The sequence below is a fragment of the Staphylococcus caprae genome (genome assembly GCF_002902725.1).
Lineage (GTDB): Bacteria > Bacillota > Bacilli > Staphylococcales > Staphylococcaceae > Staphylococcus > Staphylococcus caprae.
Genome location: NZ_PPRT01000005.1, coordinates 23387 through 40850, shown reverse-complemented (window position 1 = coordinate 40850; position 17464 = coordinate 23387). Strand labels below are relative to the sequence as shown.

Annotated in this window: 17 protein-coding genes; 7 read left to right on the top strand and 10 right to left on the bottom strand. The window is 31.8% G+C overall.

Annotation, left to right across the window (positions count from 1 at the left end):
- The first annotated feature begins 241 nt into the window (after positions 1 to 241).
- From gdpS to pepT, 4 genes are all read left to right on the top strand, one after another.
- Complete coding sequence (gene gdpS, locus CD155_RS00825) at positions 242 to 1312, top strand: GGDEF domain-containing protein GdpS (protein WP_002441514.1); 1071 nt, start codon at positions 242 to 244, stop codon at positions 1310 to 1312.
- 239 nt (positions 1313 to 1551) lie between these two features.
- Entirely contained in the window at positions 1552 to 2313 is a 762-nt protein-coding gene (locus CD155_RS00820; protein ID WP_002441511.1) for a threonine/serine exporter family protein, read from the top strand.
- Positions 2314 to 2328: 15 nt separating this feature from the next.
- Positions 2329 to 2823 carry a threonine/serine exporter family protein gene (locus tag CD155_RS00815; RefSeq protein ID WP_002441510.1) on the top strand — a complete coding sequence of 165 codons (495 nt, stop codon included), beginning with the start codon at positions 2329 to 2331 and terminating at the stop codon, positions 2821 to 2823.
- Positions 2824 to 2843: 20 nt separating this feature from the next.
- The gene (gene pepT, locus CD155_RS00810; RefSeq protein ID WP_103212269.1) at positions 2844 to 4076 is read left to right on the top strand and encodes a peptidase T; all 1233 of its coding nucleotides are present in this window, start codon (positions 2844 to 2846) and stop codon (positions 4074 to 4076) included.
- Positions 4077 to 4141: 65 nt separating this feature from the next.
- Here the strand turns inward: pepT and CD155_RS00805 are convergent, their stop codons facing one another.
- The 3 genes from CD155_RS00805 to CD155_RS00795 all read right to left on the bottom strand — a co-directional run bounded on the left by CD155_RS00805 (position 4142) and on the right by CD155_RS00795 (position 6923).
- Positions 4142 to 5266: a glycerate kinase gene (locus CD155_RS00805; RefSeq protein WP_103212268.1), complete on the bottom strand. Its 1125-nt coding sequence runs from the start codon at positions 5264 to 5266 to the stop codon at positions 4142 to 4144.
- Between the two features lie 298 nt (positions 5267 to 5564).
- On the bottom strand, positions 5565 to 5885 hold the full coding sequence (gene ytxJ, locus CD155_RS00800; RefSeq protein ID WP_002441501.1) for a bacillithiol system redox-active protein YtxJ: 321 nt from the start codon (positions 5883 to 5885) through the stop codon (positions 5565 to 5567).
- A gap of 147 nt (positions 5886 to 6032) precedes the next feature.
- Positions 6033 to 6923 (bottom strand): EMYY motif lipoprotein, encoded by an 891-nt coding sequence (locus CD155_RS00795; RefSeq protein ID WP_037541183.1) that lies wholly within the window; start codon positions 6921 to 6923, stop codon positions 6033 to 6035.
- Between the two features lie 120 nt (positions 6924 to 7043).
- Between CD155_RS00795 and CD155_RS00790 the strand changes: the two genes are divergently transcribed.
- The 3 genes from CD155_RS00790 (at position 7044) to CD155_RS00780 (ending at position 8966) form a co-directional block, all read left to right on the top strand.
- On the top strand, positions 7044 to 7562 hold the full coding sequence (locus CD155_RS00790; RefSeq protein ID WP_103212267.1) for a GrpB family protein: 519 nt from the start codon (positions 7044 to 7046) through the stop codon (positions 7560 to 7562).
- A gap of 132 nt (positions 7563 to 7694) precedes the next feature.
- On the top strand, positions 7695 to 8627 hold the full coding sequence (gene murB / locus CD155_RS00785) for a UDP-N-acetylmuramate dehydrogenase (protein ID WP_002441495.1): 933 nt from the start codon (positions 7695 to 7697) through the stop codon (positions 8625 to 8627).
- Positions 8628 to 8651: 24 nt separating this feature from the next.
- Positions 8652 to 8966, top strand: coding sequence for a CHY zinc finger protein (locus CD155_RS00780; protein WP_002441494.1), 315 nt, complete (start codon positions 8652 to 8654; stop codon positions 8964 to 8966).
- Positions 8967 to 9052: 86 nt separating this feature from the next.
- Here the strand turns inward: CD155_RS00780 and CD155_RS00775 are convergent, their stop codons facing one another.
- From CD155_RS00775 to nrdI, 7 genes are all read right to left on the bottom strand, one after another.
- Entirely contained in the window at positions 9053 to 10099 is a 1047-nt protein-coding gene (locus CD155_RS00775) for a ferrated catecholamine ABC transporter substrate-binding lipoprotein SstD (RefSeq protein ID WP_103212266.1), read from the bottom strand.
- Positions 10100 to 10209: 110 nt separating this feature from the next.
- On the bottom strand, positions 10210 to 10989 hold the full coding sequence (locus CD155_RS00770) for an iron ABC transporter ATP-binding protein (RefSeq protein WP_103212265.1): 780 nt from the start codon (positions 10987 to 10989) through the stop codon (positions 10210 to 10212).
- Positions 10986 to 11945 (bottom strand): iron chelate uptake ABC transporter family permease subunit, encoded by a 960-nt coding sequence (locus tag CD155_RS00765; RefSeq protein WP_070832354.1) that lies wholly within the window; start codon positions 11943 to 11945, stop codon positions 10986 to 10988. Before CD155_RS00765 ends, CD155_RS00770 begins: the two co-directional genes overlap by 4 nt.
- Entirely contained in the window at positions 11929 to 12903 is a 975-nt protein-coding gene (locus tag CD155_RS00760; RefSeq protein WP_103212264.1) for an ABC transporter permease, read from the bottom strand. The genes CD155_RS00765 and CD155_RS00760 overlap by 17 nt, the downstream gene beginning before the upstream one ends.
- 261 nt (positions 12904 to 13164) lie before the next feature.
- Complete coding sequence (nrdF, locus tag CD155_RS00755) at positions 13165 to 14133, bottom strand: class 1b ribonucleoside-diphosphate reductase subunit beta (RefSeq protein WP_002441483.1); 969 nt, start codon at positions 14131 to 14133, stop codon at positions 13165 to 13167.
- A gap of 120 nt (positions 14134 to 14253) precedes the next feature.
- Positions 14254 to 16359 (bottom strand): class 1b ribonucleoside-diphosphate reductase subunit alpha, encoded by a 2106-nt coding sequence (gene nrdE / locus CD155_RS00750; RefSeq protein WP_037541181.1) that lies wholly within the window; start codon positions 16357 to 16359, stop codon positions 14254 to 14256.
- Positions 16322 to 16720, bottom strand: a complete 399-nt coding sequence (gene nrdI, locus CD155_RS00745) for a class Ib ribonucleoside-diphosphate reductase assembly flavoprotein NrdI (RefSeq protein WP_037541178.1) — start codon at positions 16718 to 16720, stop codon at positions 16322 to 16324. Before nrdI ends, nrdE begins: the two co-directional genes overlap by 38 nt.
- Positions 16721 to 17464 lie beyond the last annotated feature (744 nt).

Sequence of the window (17464 nt, the reverse complement as noted above, 5' to 3'; positions counted from 1 at the left end):
AGTATCATTTCTATCGGAATGCCCTTCCCGATAAAGTTTTCAATTATAACTTAAGGTATAATAAAAAAATTATCATACACTTTCGAATTTCAATTCAAATACATTTTTTCTATCATACCATTTAAGCGACCATTTTAACATTAAATACCATTTTATGTATGAAATTTCTGATGCTAAGTGATGACAAATTGTAAGTTTTCACTTACAATAGCTAATGGTCAACGAAGGAGTCGGTTAAGAAATGTTTGAAGCAATCGTTTACAACATATCTGTCATGGTTGCAGGTATATACTTATTTCACAGATTACAATATTCAGAGAACAAAAGAATGGTGTTTTCTAAAGAATATGTAACAGTTTTAATGACACTCGTTTCTTTACTTTTAGCTGCATATCCCATTCCATTTAAAAACGAATATCTCGTTCACTTAACTTTTGTTCCATTACTATTCTTAGGACGCTATACAAATATGATTTATACACTCGCCTCAGCATTTATTGTAGCATTAGTCGATGTGTTCATATTTGGCAATTCAATTATTTATGGCATCACTTTAGTCGTCATAGCTGGTATTGTGAGCGCAGTAGGACCATTCTTAAAGCAAAACGACATCATCTCTTTACTCATTTTAAATGTAATAAGTATCATTATTCTATTAATTTTAGCGTTAGTGAGCCCAATTTATGATTTAATCGAGATTCTTGTACTTATTCCAATTTCATTAATCATCACAATCTCTTCCGCTATAACATTTGTTGATATATGGCATTTCTTTTCATTGGTTAACCGTTATGAAAATGAAGACAAATACGACTACCTCACAGGTTTAGGCAATGTTAAAGAATTTGATAGACATTTAAATGAAGTTTCAAGTCAAGCTGAAGAGAAGAATCAAAGCTTAGCTTTATTACTGATTGATATTGATGGATTCAAAGATGTTAATGATACCTATTCACACCAATCAGGCGACGCTGTACTTAAACAAATGTCACAGCTATTAAAAAATTATGTTCCAAATCAGTTTAAAATTTTCAGAAACGGTGGCGAAGAATTTTCTGTTGTAATTCGTGATTATACATTAGATCAAAGTGTTAAATTAGCAGAAAACATTCGTTCAGGAGTGGAGAAATCATCATTCCATCTTCCAAACAAAGAAGTCATTAAACTATCCGTTTCAATTGGTGTTGGTTACTTAACGCAAGAAGATCGCAAATCTCAACGTAAGGTATTTAAAGATGCCGATGATATGGTTCATGTTGCTAAAAATGAAGGACGTAATAAAGTCATGTTTAACCCTATAGTTAAATTATAAGTCATTATACTGCTATCATAGATGTAGGAATGTTCAACTACGTGTTGAAATACCATCTATGCATAGCAGTTTTTTTAAATTTATTAAGCGGATTACGGTCATCCCTATTCAAATAAGAAACCACATTTACTTATATGAAATCATTTATCAAAATCATGGTGTCTATTGAAAGTTACAGGCGCAAGTTGTAAACTTCAATTGTTCATAAAAAAATAAAACGATCTTGGAGGTGAACGTGTATGTCAGATTCAATCACTATTATCGATGAAAATAAAGTGATTGATGTAGTCTTGATTGCAGGTAGAATTTTACTTGAAGCGGGCGCAGAAACATACCGCGTTGAAGATACAATGAATCGTATTGCACATAGTTACGGTTTACATGATACATATAGTTTCGTTACGTCTACTGCGATTATTTTTTCACTTAATGATAGAACAAGTACAAGACTTATACGTATTCGCGAACGTACCACAGATTTAGAAAAAATCGCACTAACAAACAGTTTGTCACGAAAAATCTCCAACAATCAACTTACAATTGATGAAGCTAAAACTGAATTAATTCACCTAAGAAAGGCATCATTACAATATTCATTTTTAATGAATATCATCGCATCATTTGTAGCTTGTGGCTTTTTCTTATTTATGTTTGGAGGAACCGCTTCCGATTTCTGGATTGCATGTATTGCTGGAGGTGCAGCATTTTTAACATTTAGTTTTGTACAAAAATACATTCAAATTAAATTCTTCTCAGAATTTGTAGCATCAGCAGTTGTCATTAGTATTGCTGCCATTTTCACTAAATTAGGAATTGCTCAGAATCAAGATATTATTACGATTGCCAGTGTAATGCCCCTCGTTCCAGGAATTTTGATTACCAATGCAATCCGTGACCTATTAGCTGGGGAATTACTTGCGGGAATGTCACGTGGCGTGGAAGCTGCACTCACTGCCTTTGCGATTGGTGCCGGCGTGGCAATTGTATTATTACTATTATAAGAAAGGCTGTTAACGATGTTATTTTACTTATTTCATTTTACAATTAGCTTTATTTCCACAGTCCTTTTTTCAATTATATTTAACGCCCCTAAAAAGTTACTTGTCGCTTGCGGTTTTGTAGGTGCAGTCGCTTGGACAATTTATCAACTTACTGTTGGGATGGACTTAGGGAAAGTGGGCGCTTCTTTCCTAGGAAGTCTAATATTAGGATTAATGAGCCATACGATGAGCAGACGTTATAAAAGACCTGTCATTATCTTCATTGTTCCAGGAATCATTCCACTTGTGCCAGGAGGCGCTGCATATGAAGCTACACGTTACTTAGTTTCAAACGATTATACTAACGCAGTAAACACCTTCTTAGAAGTCACATTAATTTCCGGAGCCATCGCCTTTGGTATTCTTGTCTCAGAAATCATCTACTACATCTACACACGTATCAAACAGTATTATGGTAAAATCAAAGGTAAAACTTATAAGAAATCTTATAATATGAACAACAGAGTATAATTCTAAGGGGGATGATTACAATGAAAGCACAAATCATAGACAGATTAACAAGATATGTAAAAATCGACACACAATCTGATCCAAATTCAGAATCTACACCTTCTACAGAAAAGCAATGGGACTTATTACGATTATTAGAAAGTGAACTTCAAACTTTGGGATTATCTACAGATATAGACGAATACGGTTACCTGTTTGCGACGTTAGAAAGCAATGTTGATTATGACGTACCTACAATCGGTTTCTTAGCACATGTAGACACATCTCCAGACTTTAATGCAACTGGCGTCAACCCACAAATCATTGAAAACTACGATGGTCAAGCACTTCAATTAGGTAAAACAAACCGTGTGCTTAACCCGAGCGTCTTTCCAGAATTAAATCACCTTATCGGACATACACTCATGGTTACAGACGGAACTTCATTACTTGGAGCTGACGATAAAGCCGGTGTGGTAGAAATTATGGAAGGTATTAAATATTTAATAGAGCACCCAGAAATTAAACACGGACGCATTCGTATAGGATTTACACCGGATGAAGAAATTGGCAGAGGCCCTCATAAGTTTGATATTGAACGCTTTAATGCTGATTTCGCTTATACAATGGATGGAAGTCAATTTGGCGAGCTTCAATTTGAAAGTTTTAACGCAGCAGAAGCGACGGTGACATGTCACGGTGTGAATGTGCATCCTGGTTCAGCTAAAAATGCGATGGTCAATGCAATTAGTTTAGGCCAACAATTTAATAGCCTACTTCCACCTAAGGAAGTCCCTGAACGCACAGAAGGTTATGAAGGTTTCTATCATCTGATGAAATTTGAAGGAAATGTTGAGAAAGCAACACTTCAATATATTATTCGTGACCACGATAAAAAGGAATTTGACTTACGTAAAAAACGTTTGATGGAAATTCGCGACGATATTAATACACACTATGAAGGTTATCCTGTTAAAGTTGATGTTCACGATCAATATTACAATATGGCTGAAAAGATTAAACCTTTACATCACATCATCGATATTCCTAAACGTGTATTTGCGAAATTAGATATCACCCCTAACACAGAACCTATACGTGGTGGTACAGATGGTTCACAATTATCATTTATGGGATTACCTACTCCAAATATCTTCACAGGGTGTGGTAACTTCCATGGTCCGTTTGAATATGCTTCTATTGATGTAATGGAAAAAGCAGTTCAAGTTGTAGTGGGAATTGCCGAAGAGGTTGCTAAAAAAGAAAGTAATTAAAGTGTATAAATAGTAAAACGTCGGGCGAAAACATTTAGAGTTTCGCCCGACTTTTTTAGAATTGATTAACTTTTTTGATTTAAACTCGTTTTGAGTAATTTAAGTGCTTGAACAGTATAGTGTCGAATTTGAATACCCATTTTGAAATCTGTATACGTTTCTGGCATATCTATAAATGTATTAAACATTGCTGTCACACCTTGTGACTCAAATAAATCAAACTTATCACTTGTCGCACAAATTGCAATTGCAGGTTTATGATATTTAGATGTTAAATCTGCAATTCGTAATGTCGTCGTTTCAAGAATTTGATCATCTTCTTTTAATCCTTCACCAAAAATGATTAAATCAGCTTGTTCAATTAAATCTTCTAAATGCGTAATTTGATTAACAAGTTCATGACTAGTTAAAATTTCAGCTTGATACAATCCTTTCAAGACAGCAGCAATACCACCGCCCGCGCCACCACGTTCAATAGGACCAATAGCTAATTTAAGTTCACTTTTGAATAATTCACTAAAATACCATACTAAATTATCAATTTCCGCAGATTCATTTTGAGTTAATCCGTGTGCTTGGTACGTTTGCATGATTTCACTTTGTTTACCATATAAACGACTTGAAAAATCAGACATTAATTGTAATCGCGCCTCTGCAAGTTGAGGATGAATATTAGATAAATCCATTCTTCTAATGTATTTAATCTTATAAGCGCCCTCACTTACATCAACAATATTGGCCTCATCATCATAAAATTTTGCACCAAGTGCTTGTAACATTCCTGCACCAGCATCAAAGCTGCCAATGCCACCTAAAGAGATGATGATGTGTTTCGCATCATTATCGAGTGCTGCTTTTAAAACTTCTCCTAAACCATAACTTGAACGTTTATCGATAGGTTGATTCCCATTTAAGAATAGGTTCCCTTCTATCACGGTCATTCCACTATCAGTACGTCCATACATCGCTTCGACTTCATTCATATCAGCGTCATGTGCTTTAACGCGATACTTACTTCCAGATTGCCAAAGAAATACAGAATCCATTAACTCGTGACGTCCATTAAATAAAGGAACTTGAACAACATCTGCATCTTCAATTTGACTTGCTACCGCTTCTTCAACATATCTATTCGCTTGATAACTAGAAATAATTCCATTGAATTCATCCATGGCTACTAAAACTTTCATTGTCTTAACCACCTTATATCTTTTCTCTTTTTGGAAAATGATTTACAACTTAAATAATATAAAATATTCTCTATTCGATGATGAATGATAAACAATATGTTAAGTTCAAATAATCATTAACATTATCGTTTACATTTCATTTTTAAATTTATAAAAACGAACTGTGCGCTAACACTTATTCATTATCACATTATACATATTTTACGTCGGATTTTCATAATATACGAAAAGCTTGCCATAAACTATCGTCAAACGATATCTATGACAAGCTCTATTTCTTTAAAAATAATGATTTGATTTATTCCTCAGCTTGTGCAAGTTGAGAAACGTTAATATCATCATGATCTGCATTCCATTTCATTTCACCATCTACAAAGTAGAAAGCTTGTGGTGATTCATGTTTTACGTTTGTTTTTTCAGCAATATAGTCCGATAATTTACGCTCTTGTTGTACGATTAAATAGTAACCATCAATATCTCTTTCATATAAAAACTTATTGAATTGATCATACGCATTTGCAGAAATTGGACAAGTTTCACTGTGTTTTAATATAAAAACATATTTGTTCTCTTCTAAGACTTGTTCAAATTGGTCAATTGAACTCAGCTTAATAGCCATTCTATTCACCTCTAAAAATATTTATCACATTTTATGAGCATATGCGTGATATTCATATCCCAAAAATCATCTCAGTGGGTACAATTATACACACTCTGCTGTGTAATGTTAACCATCAATTTTTATTTTATTTAATATAAATCTCATCTAATTTACTTTTTCTTTTAACTCATTATATTGTTGATTGAAGTCTTTATCTTTGTTAGAGATATCTTTACCCTCTTTTGGAAGTTTATCGACATCAATTTTAGATAATTTTTCACTTACTTCAATTGTGTCTACACGCGTATCATAATAATTTTGTAAACTATAATACATTTCAATCGCATTTTTTCTCGCATTATCTACATGTGAATCAGATATATTTGTTTGGTTAATATCTTTAATTTGCTTGTCAATCAACGGTGAAATGTGATCATTGATTGCTTTCTTAGCTGAATCTGAATCAGTTGTAGAAGAATCGAGATATTTTTTAGCTGTAGATTTTAATTGTTTATTATTTGCCTCTAGCTTAGACGTTAATTGATCTGCATCACTTTTATTTGTAGCTTTATTGATGTCGGACTCTACTTGCGATCTATTCTTCTCGAAAAGTTTCGTATAATCTAATATGTCTTCATTGTCTTTAATTGAACGATTACATAAATCGACAAATGATTTTAAATCTTTGATTGAAGATTCTTTTGATTTCACACTTTCTAAATAAGTTGCGCGGAGTTTTTTAACATCATTTGTTTTTGCCGGTAATTGTTGTGTAGATTTCTTATATTTTTTAAATTCGGGAATGAGATAATTATTAATATCCTTTTGAAGTGCAATAAATTCTTTTTTATTTTTATCGGTCGTATCTGTTTTACTCAAATTATCTAACTCTTTTAAATGTATCTTATCTATAACTTCTTCAACATTTTCTTGCTTTTGCTTAACATCTTTATATTGATGTTCAAAATCCTTTAAATCTTTAGTTGATTTACTTCCACATGCAGTCAAAGTAATAGCAAAAATAACAATTGTAGTGATAAATAGTAATTTTTTCATATCTGCACCCCTTATCATTAAACATTATACATAAACGTATTTATTATGAAAATGAATTGTGTTATAGTATGTCAGACTTTACTGTATTTTTGAGAATGATTAATTTTTAAGGAGTAATTTATGTACGCATATGTCCAACCTTTAGTTAAAAATGAGTCTCATAAATCTTTTGAGAAAGAATATCTTCGCGTTAAAAATATTTTGTTTGGCTTGTTAGATTCACCAGTCAAATACACGCAACATATCGGTGGTACACGTCATTTTAATTATGAAACAGAACCTATACTAGACGTGCTTGTCGGTGTAGATAATTTACATGATATTACAGCGCTAGATGAGAAACGATTAAACTATGCTGGTTTTTATCGATTACACCACTCTTATAAAAAGAAAGTGATGATGGCACGTTTTAATAACTTTAGCGAACTTAAACAAGAAGTAAGATTACATATCATACAGTTAAATACTCCTTTGTTTGAACAATATCAAAATGTTGATAAAGTATTATCTCAAGATAATGAAATTTCACAATTATTTTCAAAGAAAAAGCAAGATATATTGAAACATGTCCAGACGATTCGTATGTATGAAAATCAAAAACAAAACTTATTTGAAAAGATACATAAGCAATTAAGTTAATTTAAGTTGATATATAAAACATAAGATACATCATCCCTATGTGTCTATATAATGTTAAAATAATATATTCAAATTTCGCAAATAACTTTTAAAGTTGATATAATAGTACTTATATTAAGAAGTTGAGAAAGGATGTTCAAGACGTTGAATAAAAATGACATCTTACGTGATTTAAAGTCAATTATTCCCGAAGACATTATTAAAGTGGACGAACCACTTAAACGTTATACCTATACTGAAACAGGTGGAGAAGCGGATTTCTATTTATCACCCACTAAAAACGAAGAAGTACAATCGATTGTTAAATATGCTTATAACAATAATATTCCTGTTACATACTTAGGAAACGGTTCAAATATTATTATACGCGAAGGTGGTATTCGGGGCATCGTTCTAAGTTTACTTTCTTTAGATCATATTGATGTTTCAGACGATGCAATTATAGCTGGTAGTGGCGCTGCAATTATTGATGTTTCAAGAGTGGCACGTGATTATGTATTAACTGGTCTAGAATTTGCGTGTGGAATTCCAGGTTCAATTGGTGGCGCAGTATTTATGAATGCTGGTGCCTACGGTGGAGAGGTTAAAGATTGTATTGATTACGCACTTTGTGTGAACGAAGAAGGCGACTTAATTAAACTCACTACCGAAGAATTAGAACTTGATTATCGAAATAGTATTGTTCAGAAGAAACACCTCGTAGTACTTGAAGCTGCTTTCACATTAGAACCAGGTAAATTAGATGAAATACAAGCTAAAATGGATGATTTAACTGAACGTCGTGAATCAAAACAACCGTTAGAATATCCTTCGTGCGGAAGTGTATTCCAACGTCCTCCAGGTCATTTCGCTGGAAAACTTATTCAAGATTCTGAGTTACAAGGTCACCGTATTGGTGGCGTAGAAGTCTCTAAGAAACATGCTGGATTTATGGTCAATGTAGATAATGGTACAGCTACGGATTATGAAGACTTAATTCATTACGTACAAAAGACAGTAAAAGAAAAATTTGATGTTGAACTTAATACTGAAGTACGTATTATTGGAGAGCATCCTGAGAGCTAATTCTGTAAGGAGGTACATCTATCTATGCCTAAAATATATGGATCAGTTATAGACAAAGAGACCAGATGTACTCACTATCATTCTTTTTTAGATGTTATTGCTATTAAGTTTAAATGTTGTAATAAATATTATCCGTGTTACAAATGTCATGAGGAGCATGAATCTCATGCTATAAAAAGATGGACAGAAAAAGAGTTTGATAAAAAAGTGATTATGTGTGGCGTTTGTAACCATGAAATGAGTATACATGATTATATGATGGTTGAAATGTGCCCCAACTGCAAAGCACATTTTAATAGCAGATGTAAATTTCATTACCATTTATATTTCGAAATATAGAAAAACGTGATAAGACGTTGATTATAATATTAAAGCTCCTAAACTGGATTTCATTAAAAAATCAGTTTAGGAGCTTTTTTATAAAATTACTTTTCTGCTTTATCGATTACTTTGTTTAATTCATCAATTTGTTTGATAGTAGTCGTTGAAGAACCAGAAGAGAAGTACCATAGTTTAGGATCTAATTCATATACATTATTACTTTTAATTGCTGTTACATTTTTAATAACTTTATTTTTTAGAACTTGATTAGTCGTTGATTTACCACCTACAACTGACCCACGATCCATTGCTAAAATTACATCTGGATTTTGTTTGTTAATATATTCATTATTAATGTTTTGACCATGCGGACTATTGCTTACCTTTTTATCAGCAGGTTTAAATCCTAATGTATTAAATACTAAACCACCAAAACGTCCTCCTGGACCATATGTTGATAATTCACCTTCATTTACCAATAAGTACATTACTTTCTTATTAAAGCCTTTAGTTTTATCTTTCATTCCAGAGATTTTTTTATCTAGGTCTTTATTAATTTTTTTGGCTTTATCTTCTTTATCATAGATTTTTCCTAAATTCTCTGTATTTCTCTTCATATCCTTAACTAAGTTATCATCACTTGTACCGACATATACTACTTTGGCATCTGGTGCAGCTTTTTTAAATTCGTCTAAATTTTTCTGATTAGCTGTTCTTCCTGAAATGAAGATAACTTCTGGTTTCGCTGATGCAACCTTATCAAAGTTTACTTCTTTTAAATTCCCTGTATTGATATACTTATCATCTTTAAATTTATCTAAAAATTTAGGTAAAGATTGATTATTTTCCCCTTTAGGCAAGCCTTTTACTTTATCTGCCACACCTAATTCGTTTAACACATCAAGTGCACCATAATCTAATACTACGGCATTTTTAGGATTCTTTGGAACTTTGACAGTATTAGATATTTTTTTAGCATCACTTCCGTCACGTTCCTTACCGTTTGCTTCAAAGTTATTCTTGATGGTTATAGTTTCTTTTGAATCACTATTTTTATTCTTAGAATCTGAATCATTATTATTCGAACCATTACTACAAGCCGATAAAACTAAAACTAAAGATAATAATAAAAATAAGACAGTTTTTTTCATTTGTACGACTCCTTAATAAAATTTGACCTAAGTGCAGCGTTACATTTAAACTCTTCTTTTTATCTCTGTACATGCATCACCCCTTTAACTATGAGTCTAAATTACTAAGATTAAACTGAGTCAAAAGTAGCTTCATCATAAAAAAAACAAATACGTTGCTCTCTTATTTCTTCTATACGGACATCCATTTCATATAATTTCTTCAATATGTCAGACTGAATAACATTATCTTTAACATCAGCTTTAACAATTTCACCCTGTTTAAGTGCAATAATATTGTCTGAATAACAAGAAGCAAAATTAATATCGTGTAATACGATAATGATTGTTTTATTTAATTTACGACACAATTCTCGTAACGTTTGCATAATTTGTACTGAGTGCTTCATATCTAAATTATTTAGAGGTTCATCCAATAATATATAATCAGTATCTTGAGCAATCGTCATAGCAATATATGCACGCTGACGCTGACCTCCTGATAGTGTTTTGATATTACGATTTCTAATTTCTTTTAGTTGTAATAAATCTAAGGCATAATCTACTTTGTCATGGTCTTCTTTCTTCATTCGTCCTTTCGAATATGGAAAACGACCAAAGTTAACTAATTGCTCAACAGTAATATTCATTTCAGTATGATTGGATTGTTTTAAAATACTTAATTTTTTAGCTAAATCATCAGTTTTATAATCTGATATTACTTTGTCTTCAATCGAAATTGTGCCATTGTCACAGTTAAATAAGCGACTCATCGCAGATAATAATGTACTTTTGCCAGCACCATTAGGTCCTATTAAAGAAGTCAGTTTCCCTTTTTCAATATCAACACTAATATCCTTTAAAATAGGTTTATTCTCAATCGTTTTGTCTAAATTTTGAATTTGAATCAATTTGCACTTCTCCTTTTAACAAGTAAATAAATGAAGTAACTACCACCTACTAAATCCACTATTAAACTGAATTCAGTGGTTGCTTCAAATAGGTTTTCAACTACCCATTGCGCCATAAATAAACTGATCCAACTAAAAAGTATTGTCGTAGGTAAAATATATTTATGTTCATAGGTCTTCATGAATTCATGTGCTAAGTTGACTGTTAATAAACCAAGAAACGTTACAGGGCCTATTAATGCAGTGGATATAGAGACAAGTAAGGCAACCAAAATAAGTAACAACCGCGTCATGTTTTCATAAGATACACCTAAATTAATTGCTTGCGCTCGCCCTAATAGAAGTACATCTAAATAAGGTCGAAGTATAATTGTTACAACAATTAAGATAACTAACAATATGCCTGAGACACTTACTAAATTAGAATTTGATGCTTCAAAGCTAGCAAACATGACACTTTGAACCGCTAAGAAAGATTCTGGATTCATTATAAGTTGGAGGAAACTTGTAATACTACGGAAGAATGTTCCTAATATCACGCCGACTAATAGGATAAAATAGACTGAAAAGTGACCTAGTTTAAATATGACTTGAAATAGTAGTAATGAAAATAACACCATAGCAATCAAGGTAATTAAAAAATTAAGATAAATGTTTGTGACTACGGCAGCTTGCTCACCTAATATAAAAATGGGTAATACTTTGACAAATAAATAAACTGAATCAAGTCCCATAATGGAAGGAGTTAATAATCTGTTTGTAGTAATAGATTGAAAAATAACTACTGAGGTTCCTATTGCTGCACCTACTAATAGGATAAGAATGAATTTTTTAAAACGACTTTGGAATTGATATTCAAATATATTAAAGTCTAAACCTACAAATAAATAAAAAATGGCCATACAAATTGCTATAACGACTAGTATACTTATTTTTTTGTTAGAGCTCATTTGCATAATTTTTCCTACCTTTCATCAGCAAGATTAGGAAAATAATTGTGCCAAATACACCTATCGTTAACCCAATATTAATCTCATAAGGATAAACAATGATTCTGCCAATAATATCAGCAATTAATACAAAAATCGCACCGAGCATGAGTGTGTGCGGTAATGCATTTTTCAAATGATCACCTCTGTAAATAGAGATAATATTCGGTACAATTAATCCTAAAAATGGTAGCGTTCCTACTGTAACAACGACTAAAGCTGTTAGCGTTGCAGTAATAAATAATGCGATATTAATGATTTTTTCATAACTTACACCTAAATTATGACTAAAGTCTTTTCCCATACCTGCAATTGTAAAATGATTTGCAAAAACAAACGCTAGAATAAGTAAAGGTATAGTGAGATACAATACCTCATAACGACCACTCGTTATAATGGCAAAATTTCCAGTTAACCAATTGCCAATGCTTTGTAACGCATTTGTTCTTAACGCTATAAATGTGGTAAAGCTGGATATAATACCACCAATCATAATCCCTAAGAGTGGAACAAAAATGACCTCTTTTACACGTATAAGATTAATTAATCGAACAAATATAAAAGTCCCAATAATACTTAAAGCAACAGCGAATAATAATTTGATTAAAATATGTCCATTTGGAAAGAACAGTAGTGAAATTAAAATACCTAATTTCGCCCATTCCATAGTACCTGCAGTGGTAGGGCTTACAAATTTATTTTGCATCATCTGTTGCATAATTAATCCTGCTAATGCAAGTGAACTTCCTGAAAGGAGGATACTCACCGTTCTAGGAATACGGCTTGAAAGCAAAATGTTCATTTGTTCATCATCTAAATGGAAAATATCTAAGAGAGAGAGCTGACTCACTCCTATAAATAAAGAGACAATAGTTAAAATCACTAATAAAATAAATAAGGTATAACCTTTAAATATAAATTTCATTAGTCATTCTCCTTGCTAAATATGTATGATGCGAAGTTAATAACCGACTTAAATGATAATGATAATGATTATCATTACCATTAATATTATAGATTATGTTATCGTTTTTCAATAGCTTTTCACATTTTTTGAAATTTTCTTTATAAATATTTCTATACGATAGTTCGTAATAATTAACATTATTTATCATTTATGACTTTTTACACGCAAAAAAGGAGATTCCTACTCATTTTAATAGGAATCTCCTTAATATATGTCATCTTATTTATCGAAGATAAAGTCTTCATCTTGTAAAGCCTCTACGTTTAACGCTAACGTATAGCCATCACCTTTAACTGAGAAGAAGTCATGGTTCTTAGTAGATGTATCCAATGCATTTTCAATAATAGGATTAAATTCACGTTCTTCAAAATATGGTTCAAATCCTAAGTTAGATAATGCTTTATTACCGTTATAACGTACATAGTTTAGAACATCTTCAGTTAAACCAATATCATCATATAGTAAATGCGTATATGAAACTTCATTATCATAAAGTTCATTTAATAATTTATACATTTCTTGATCAGCTTTTTGCTTTTCACTTTCTGAAAGTTCATTACGTAAACTTTGCGCATCTAAGCCAGTGAATACGCCATGAATTGATTCATCTAATAAAATTTTACGAATAATTTCACCAGAAGTTGTCATTTTACCTTGTCCAGCAAGATAAAGAGGATAATAGAAACCAGAATAGAATAAGAATGTTTCTAAGAATACACTTGAAACTCTCGCTATATATTGGTCAAAGATTGAAGCTTCTTTTCCCCAGAGTTTATGATAATTATCGATAATTTTATCTGATTTATATTTTAAATGAGGTTCTTCAATAACCCATGTATCTAGTAAATAGTTTGTTTCACTAGATGGAAGTAATGTCGTAAAAATATGAGAGTAACTCTTAGCATGAATTTGTTCCATCATAGCCATAAATGAATACACAGCTTTTTTTCTTAAATCAGTCGTGTGTAACATAATCAAAGGCATACCATCATCTGCTTGATGTGTATCTAGACCAGTTAACCCTGCTAATGCTTTTTTAAATGTTTCTCTTTCAGAATCTGATAGTGTCTTCCAACTTGCAATATCTTTTGAAACTTTAAACTCTGTTTCTACCCACATTTGTGAGATATTTTGACGCCAAAACATATTCGTCATATCTTCTTGGGTATTCCAGTTGACTGCCTTCATGAAAATCCTCCTGTCTGTTTATGTATAATATAGAGCATTTCAATCATAGAAATGGATGAATGTCATCATTTCTAAGTGATTGAAATATTCTCTAGTGGTTGATTTGTTTGAGTTATCTAATTAAATTGCACAACTTGTACACTCTTCTACACTTAATAGTTTATTTCTTGTGTAATAAAGTGATTTTAATCCTTTGTAATGTGCATAAACATATAATCTTGAAAGTTCACGTGTAGATATTTCTGAATTAACATATAAAATAGTTGAAATACCTTGGTCTACGTGAGTTTGAATTGTTGAAACTAAATCAATTAATTTCATTTGGTCAGTATTAAATGCTGATTTGTAATACCACATTGTTTCAGGTGACAAGAAAGGCATAGGATAAAACGTTTCAGCATTGCCATAAGTACGACGTTCAATCTGATCTACAATTGGCATTACAGAACTTGTTGCATTTTGAACATATGAAATACTTTGTGTAGGCGCAATCGCTAATCTATACGCATGATATAGTCCATATTGTTCAACTTCTTTCTGTAATGCTTTCCAATCATCTGATGTTGGAATATCTAGACCTTCAAATAATTGACGAACTTTTTCAAATTGAGGTTCAAATTCTTGTGAAGTATAAAATTCAAAATATTTACCATTAGCATAATCTGAAGACTCAAAATCTTGATATCTTTCTCCACGTTCTTTAGCAATTTCCATTGAACGTTCAATAGAATAGTAGTTCATCATCATGAAGAAAATGTTAGCAAAATCTTTTGCTTCCTCAGATTCATAACCGATTTTATTTTTAGCAAGATAGCCATGAAGATTCATTACACCTAAACCAACTGAATGTAATTCGCTGTTTGCTTTTTTAACACCTGGTGCATTCTGAATATTAGCTTCATCACTCACTACAGTTAAAGCATCCATTCCAGTATGGACTGAATCTCTGAATTTACCTGATTCCATCACGTTAACAATATTTAAAGAACCAAGATTACAAGAAATATCACGCTTAATTTCGTCTTCAGTACCGTAATCATTAATAACAGATGTTTCTTGTAGTTGGAAAATTTCAGTACATAAATTACTCATTTTGATTTGGCCAATATTAGAGTTCGCATGTACTTTATTAGCATTGTCTTTAAACATAAGATATGGATATCCAGATTGCAATTGCGTTTGGGCAATTGTATTTAACATTTCACGAGCATCTTTTTTCTTCTTCTCGATATTTGGATTAGCAACCATATCATCATAATATTTCTCTAAATCGATATCATCTAAAGTTACACCATATTCTTGTTTAACCGTATGTGGTGCAAACATATAGAAATCTTTGCCTTCTTTAGCCAAATCAAAGAATTTAGATGGAACGATAAGACCAGTTGAAATTGTAGATAAACGTAAATCTTCGTCAGCATTTACCTTTTTAGTATCTAAAAACTCTTCCACATCATAATGGAAAATATTTAAATATACAGCGCCAGCACCCGGACGTTGACCTAATTGATCCGCATAACTAAATCCACCTTCAAGTGCTTTTGCCACTGGTAATACACCTTTAGCAACGCCTTTGATCCCTTTAATAGCTTCGCCACGTGCACGTAGTTTAGATAAGTTGATCGCAACACCGCCACCAATTTTACTCAATTGCTTAGCTGTTGAATCAATAAAGTTAATAGAGTTTAAACTGTCATCTACTTCTAATAAGAAACATGAAACAAGTTCTCCACGACGCGCACGTCCTGCGTTTAAGAAAGTTGGTGTTGCTGGTTGATAACGTTGTTCAACCATAGAAGAAATAAATTGTTTAGCTTGTTTAGTGTCACCGTTTGCCAAATAGAGGGCAACAATTGCTACGTGTTGGTTATAATCTTCTAAAAATTGACTTTTATCATTTGTTTTTAGAGCATAGTCTTTATAAAACTTACTTGCAGACATATAACTAGCAAATTGGAAATGGATTGATTTAGCAAACTCAGTAATTTCTCTTAAACTTTCTTCAGTATATTTTTCAAACACATTAAAATAGAAATTATTATCTACAAGATAATGTAAACGTTCGATTTCGTCATCGAAATATATAGTCTTATCATGGATTTCTTCAAGATAAACTTTTAAAGCTTCTTGATCTTTCTCTAAGTCGAAAAAACCATTATCTTTTCGCTTAGTTACTTCATTATTTAATTCAATATGATTGTATTTCTTCTCGTCCATGGTTTTCATTGAAATTACCCACCTTATCCTTAAATTCAATTACATCGTTATTCGTGCCTTGTACTTCAAATTTCATCAATAACGGAACATTATATTCCTCTGAGATTGTGCGGCCTGCTTTCGCAAAATTTTGTCCCCAATTGCGATTTCCACTTGCAGCTACCGCTTGTAATTGAGCGTGATTTACCTCTAAAAAAGATTGAACGGGTTGTGGCACTTCTCCAAATCCAATAGTGCCAGTAACTAAGATATAAGGTTCACTTACTGATTCTGTACAATTATCTTGAGTAATTTCCATCGTGTCATCAATTCCTGCTCTTTGAATAAAGCGTCTGACATTGCCTGAAAATGAGAAATATACTACTTTCATTGGATCACCTTCTTTCCTCAATCTTTAGCTGTCATGGTTATATCGAGTACTCACTAGCTCAAAAAATAAAATCACCACTAAAATAGAGGTGTACATCGATATAATTTTGTATTTAAAAGTTTTGATACTTAAATTTACTGTATCGAAAAGCATATCTATAAATGCGACTGGGACATCATTGATTAACTTAGCCTCATTTAATATATGAGCAGTCGATGTCTGAAATGAAAGTTGCTTATATCAAGTTGCTCTCAATCCTAGTCATCCATGCCGTCAGGGTCCCAACATAGAAAATTTCTTAATAAAGAAATTTGCAAACAATGCAAGTTGGATGTGGAACAACGAAATTAATTTTACTAATTTATTTCAGTTCTACTCCCTTTTTAATGCTTTTAGTATCTCTATAAGTAAATAACCCCTATATATAGTAGTCAAAACTTAAATCATCACGATATGACAAATTATCTTTTTTGTAACTGATTACTAAAATAGCAATAATTTATCATATTCTTTAGTGTGAATTTGCATTAAAATGATTGTATTTCACATATTAACTTTTAATTCGTAAACACAATATGTAGTGTTTGATTTTGAAATTTAATACTATATTCTGTGTTTCATTATACATAAGTGCTCAAATTTATGAAAGTTAAAGTTTATTGACGAAAAATAGTTAATCTTTCAGAAAGTGCACCACTACGTTATTAGAGCTCATTATTCTGAAATAAAAAATTTTTTCAAGGG

Coding starts and splice junctions, on each gene's coding strand:
- nrdI (WP_037541178.1), bottom strand. CDS start 16,720: ATGAAAGTAGTATATTTCTCATTTTCAGGCAATGTCAGACGCTTTATT.
- pepT (WP_103212269.1), top strand. CDS start 2,844: ATGAAAGCACAAATCATAGACAGATTAACAAGATATGTAAAAATCGAC.
- CD155_RS00820 (WP_002441511.1), top strand. CDS start 1,552: ATGTCAGATTCAATCACTATTATCGATGAAAATAAAGTGATTGATGTA.
- ytxJ (WP_002441501.1), bottom strand. CDS start 5,885: ATGGCTATTAAGCTGAGTTCAATTGACCAATTTGAACAAGTCTTAGAA.
- CD155_RS00790 (WP_103212267.1), top strand. CDS start 7,044: ATGTACGCATATGTCCAACCTTTAGTTAAAAATGAGTCTCATAAATCT.
- CD155_RS00765 (WP_070832354.1), bottom strand. CDS start 11,945: ATGCAAATGAGCTCTAACAAAAAAATAAGTATACTAGTCGTTATAGCA.
- CD155_RS00795 (WP_037541183.1), bottom strand. CDS start 6,923: ATGAAAAAATTACTATTTATCACTACAATTGTTATTTTTGCTATTACT.
- CD155_RS00780 (WP_002441494.1), top strand. CDS start 8,652: ATGCCTAAAATATATGGATCAGTTATAGACAAAGAGACCAGATGTACT.
- CD155_RS00775 (WP_103212266.1), bottom strand. CDS start 10,099: ATGAAAAAAACTGTCTTATTTTTATTATTATCTTTAGTTTTAGTTTTA.
- murB (WP_002441495.1), top strand. CDS start 7,695: ATGTTCAAGACGTTGAATAAAAATGACATCTTACGTGATTTAAAGTCA.
- CD155_RS00805 (WP_103212268.1), bottom strand. CDS start 5,266: ATGAAAGTTTTAGTAGCCATGGATGAATTCAATGGAATTATTTCTAGT.
- CD155_RS00815 (WP_002441510.1), top strand. CDS start 2,329: ATGTTATTTTACTTATTTCATTTTACAATTAGCTTTATTTCCACAGTC.
- nrdF (WP_002441483.1), bottom strand. CDS start 14,133: ATGAAGGCAGTCAACTGGAATACCCAAGAAGATATGACGAATATGTTT.
- gdpS (WP_002441514.1), top strand. CDS start 242: ATGTTTGAAGCAATCGTTTACAACATATCTGTCATGGTTGCAGGTATA.
- nrdE (WP_037541181.1), bottom strand. CDS start 16,359: ATGAAAACCATGGACGAGAAGAAATACAATCATATTGAATTAAATAAT.
- CD155_RS00760 (WP_103212264.1), bottom strand. CDS start 12,903: ATGAAATTTATATTTAAAGGTTATACCTTATTTATTTTATTAGTGATT.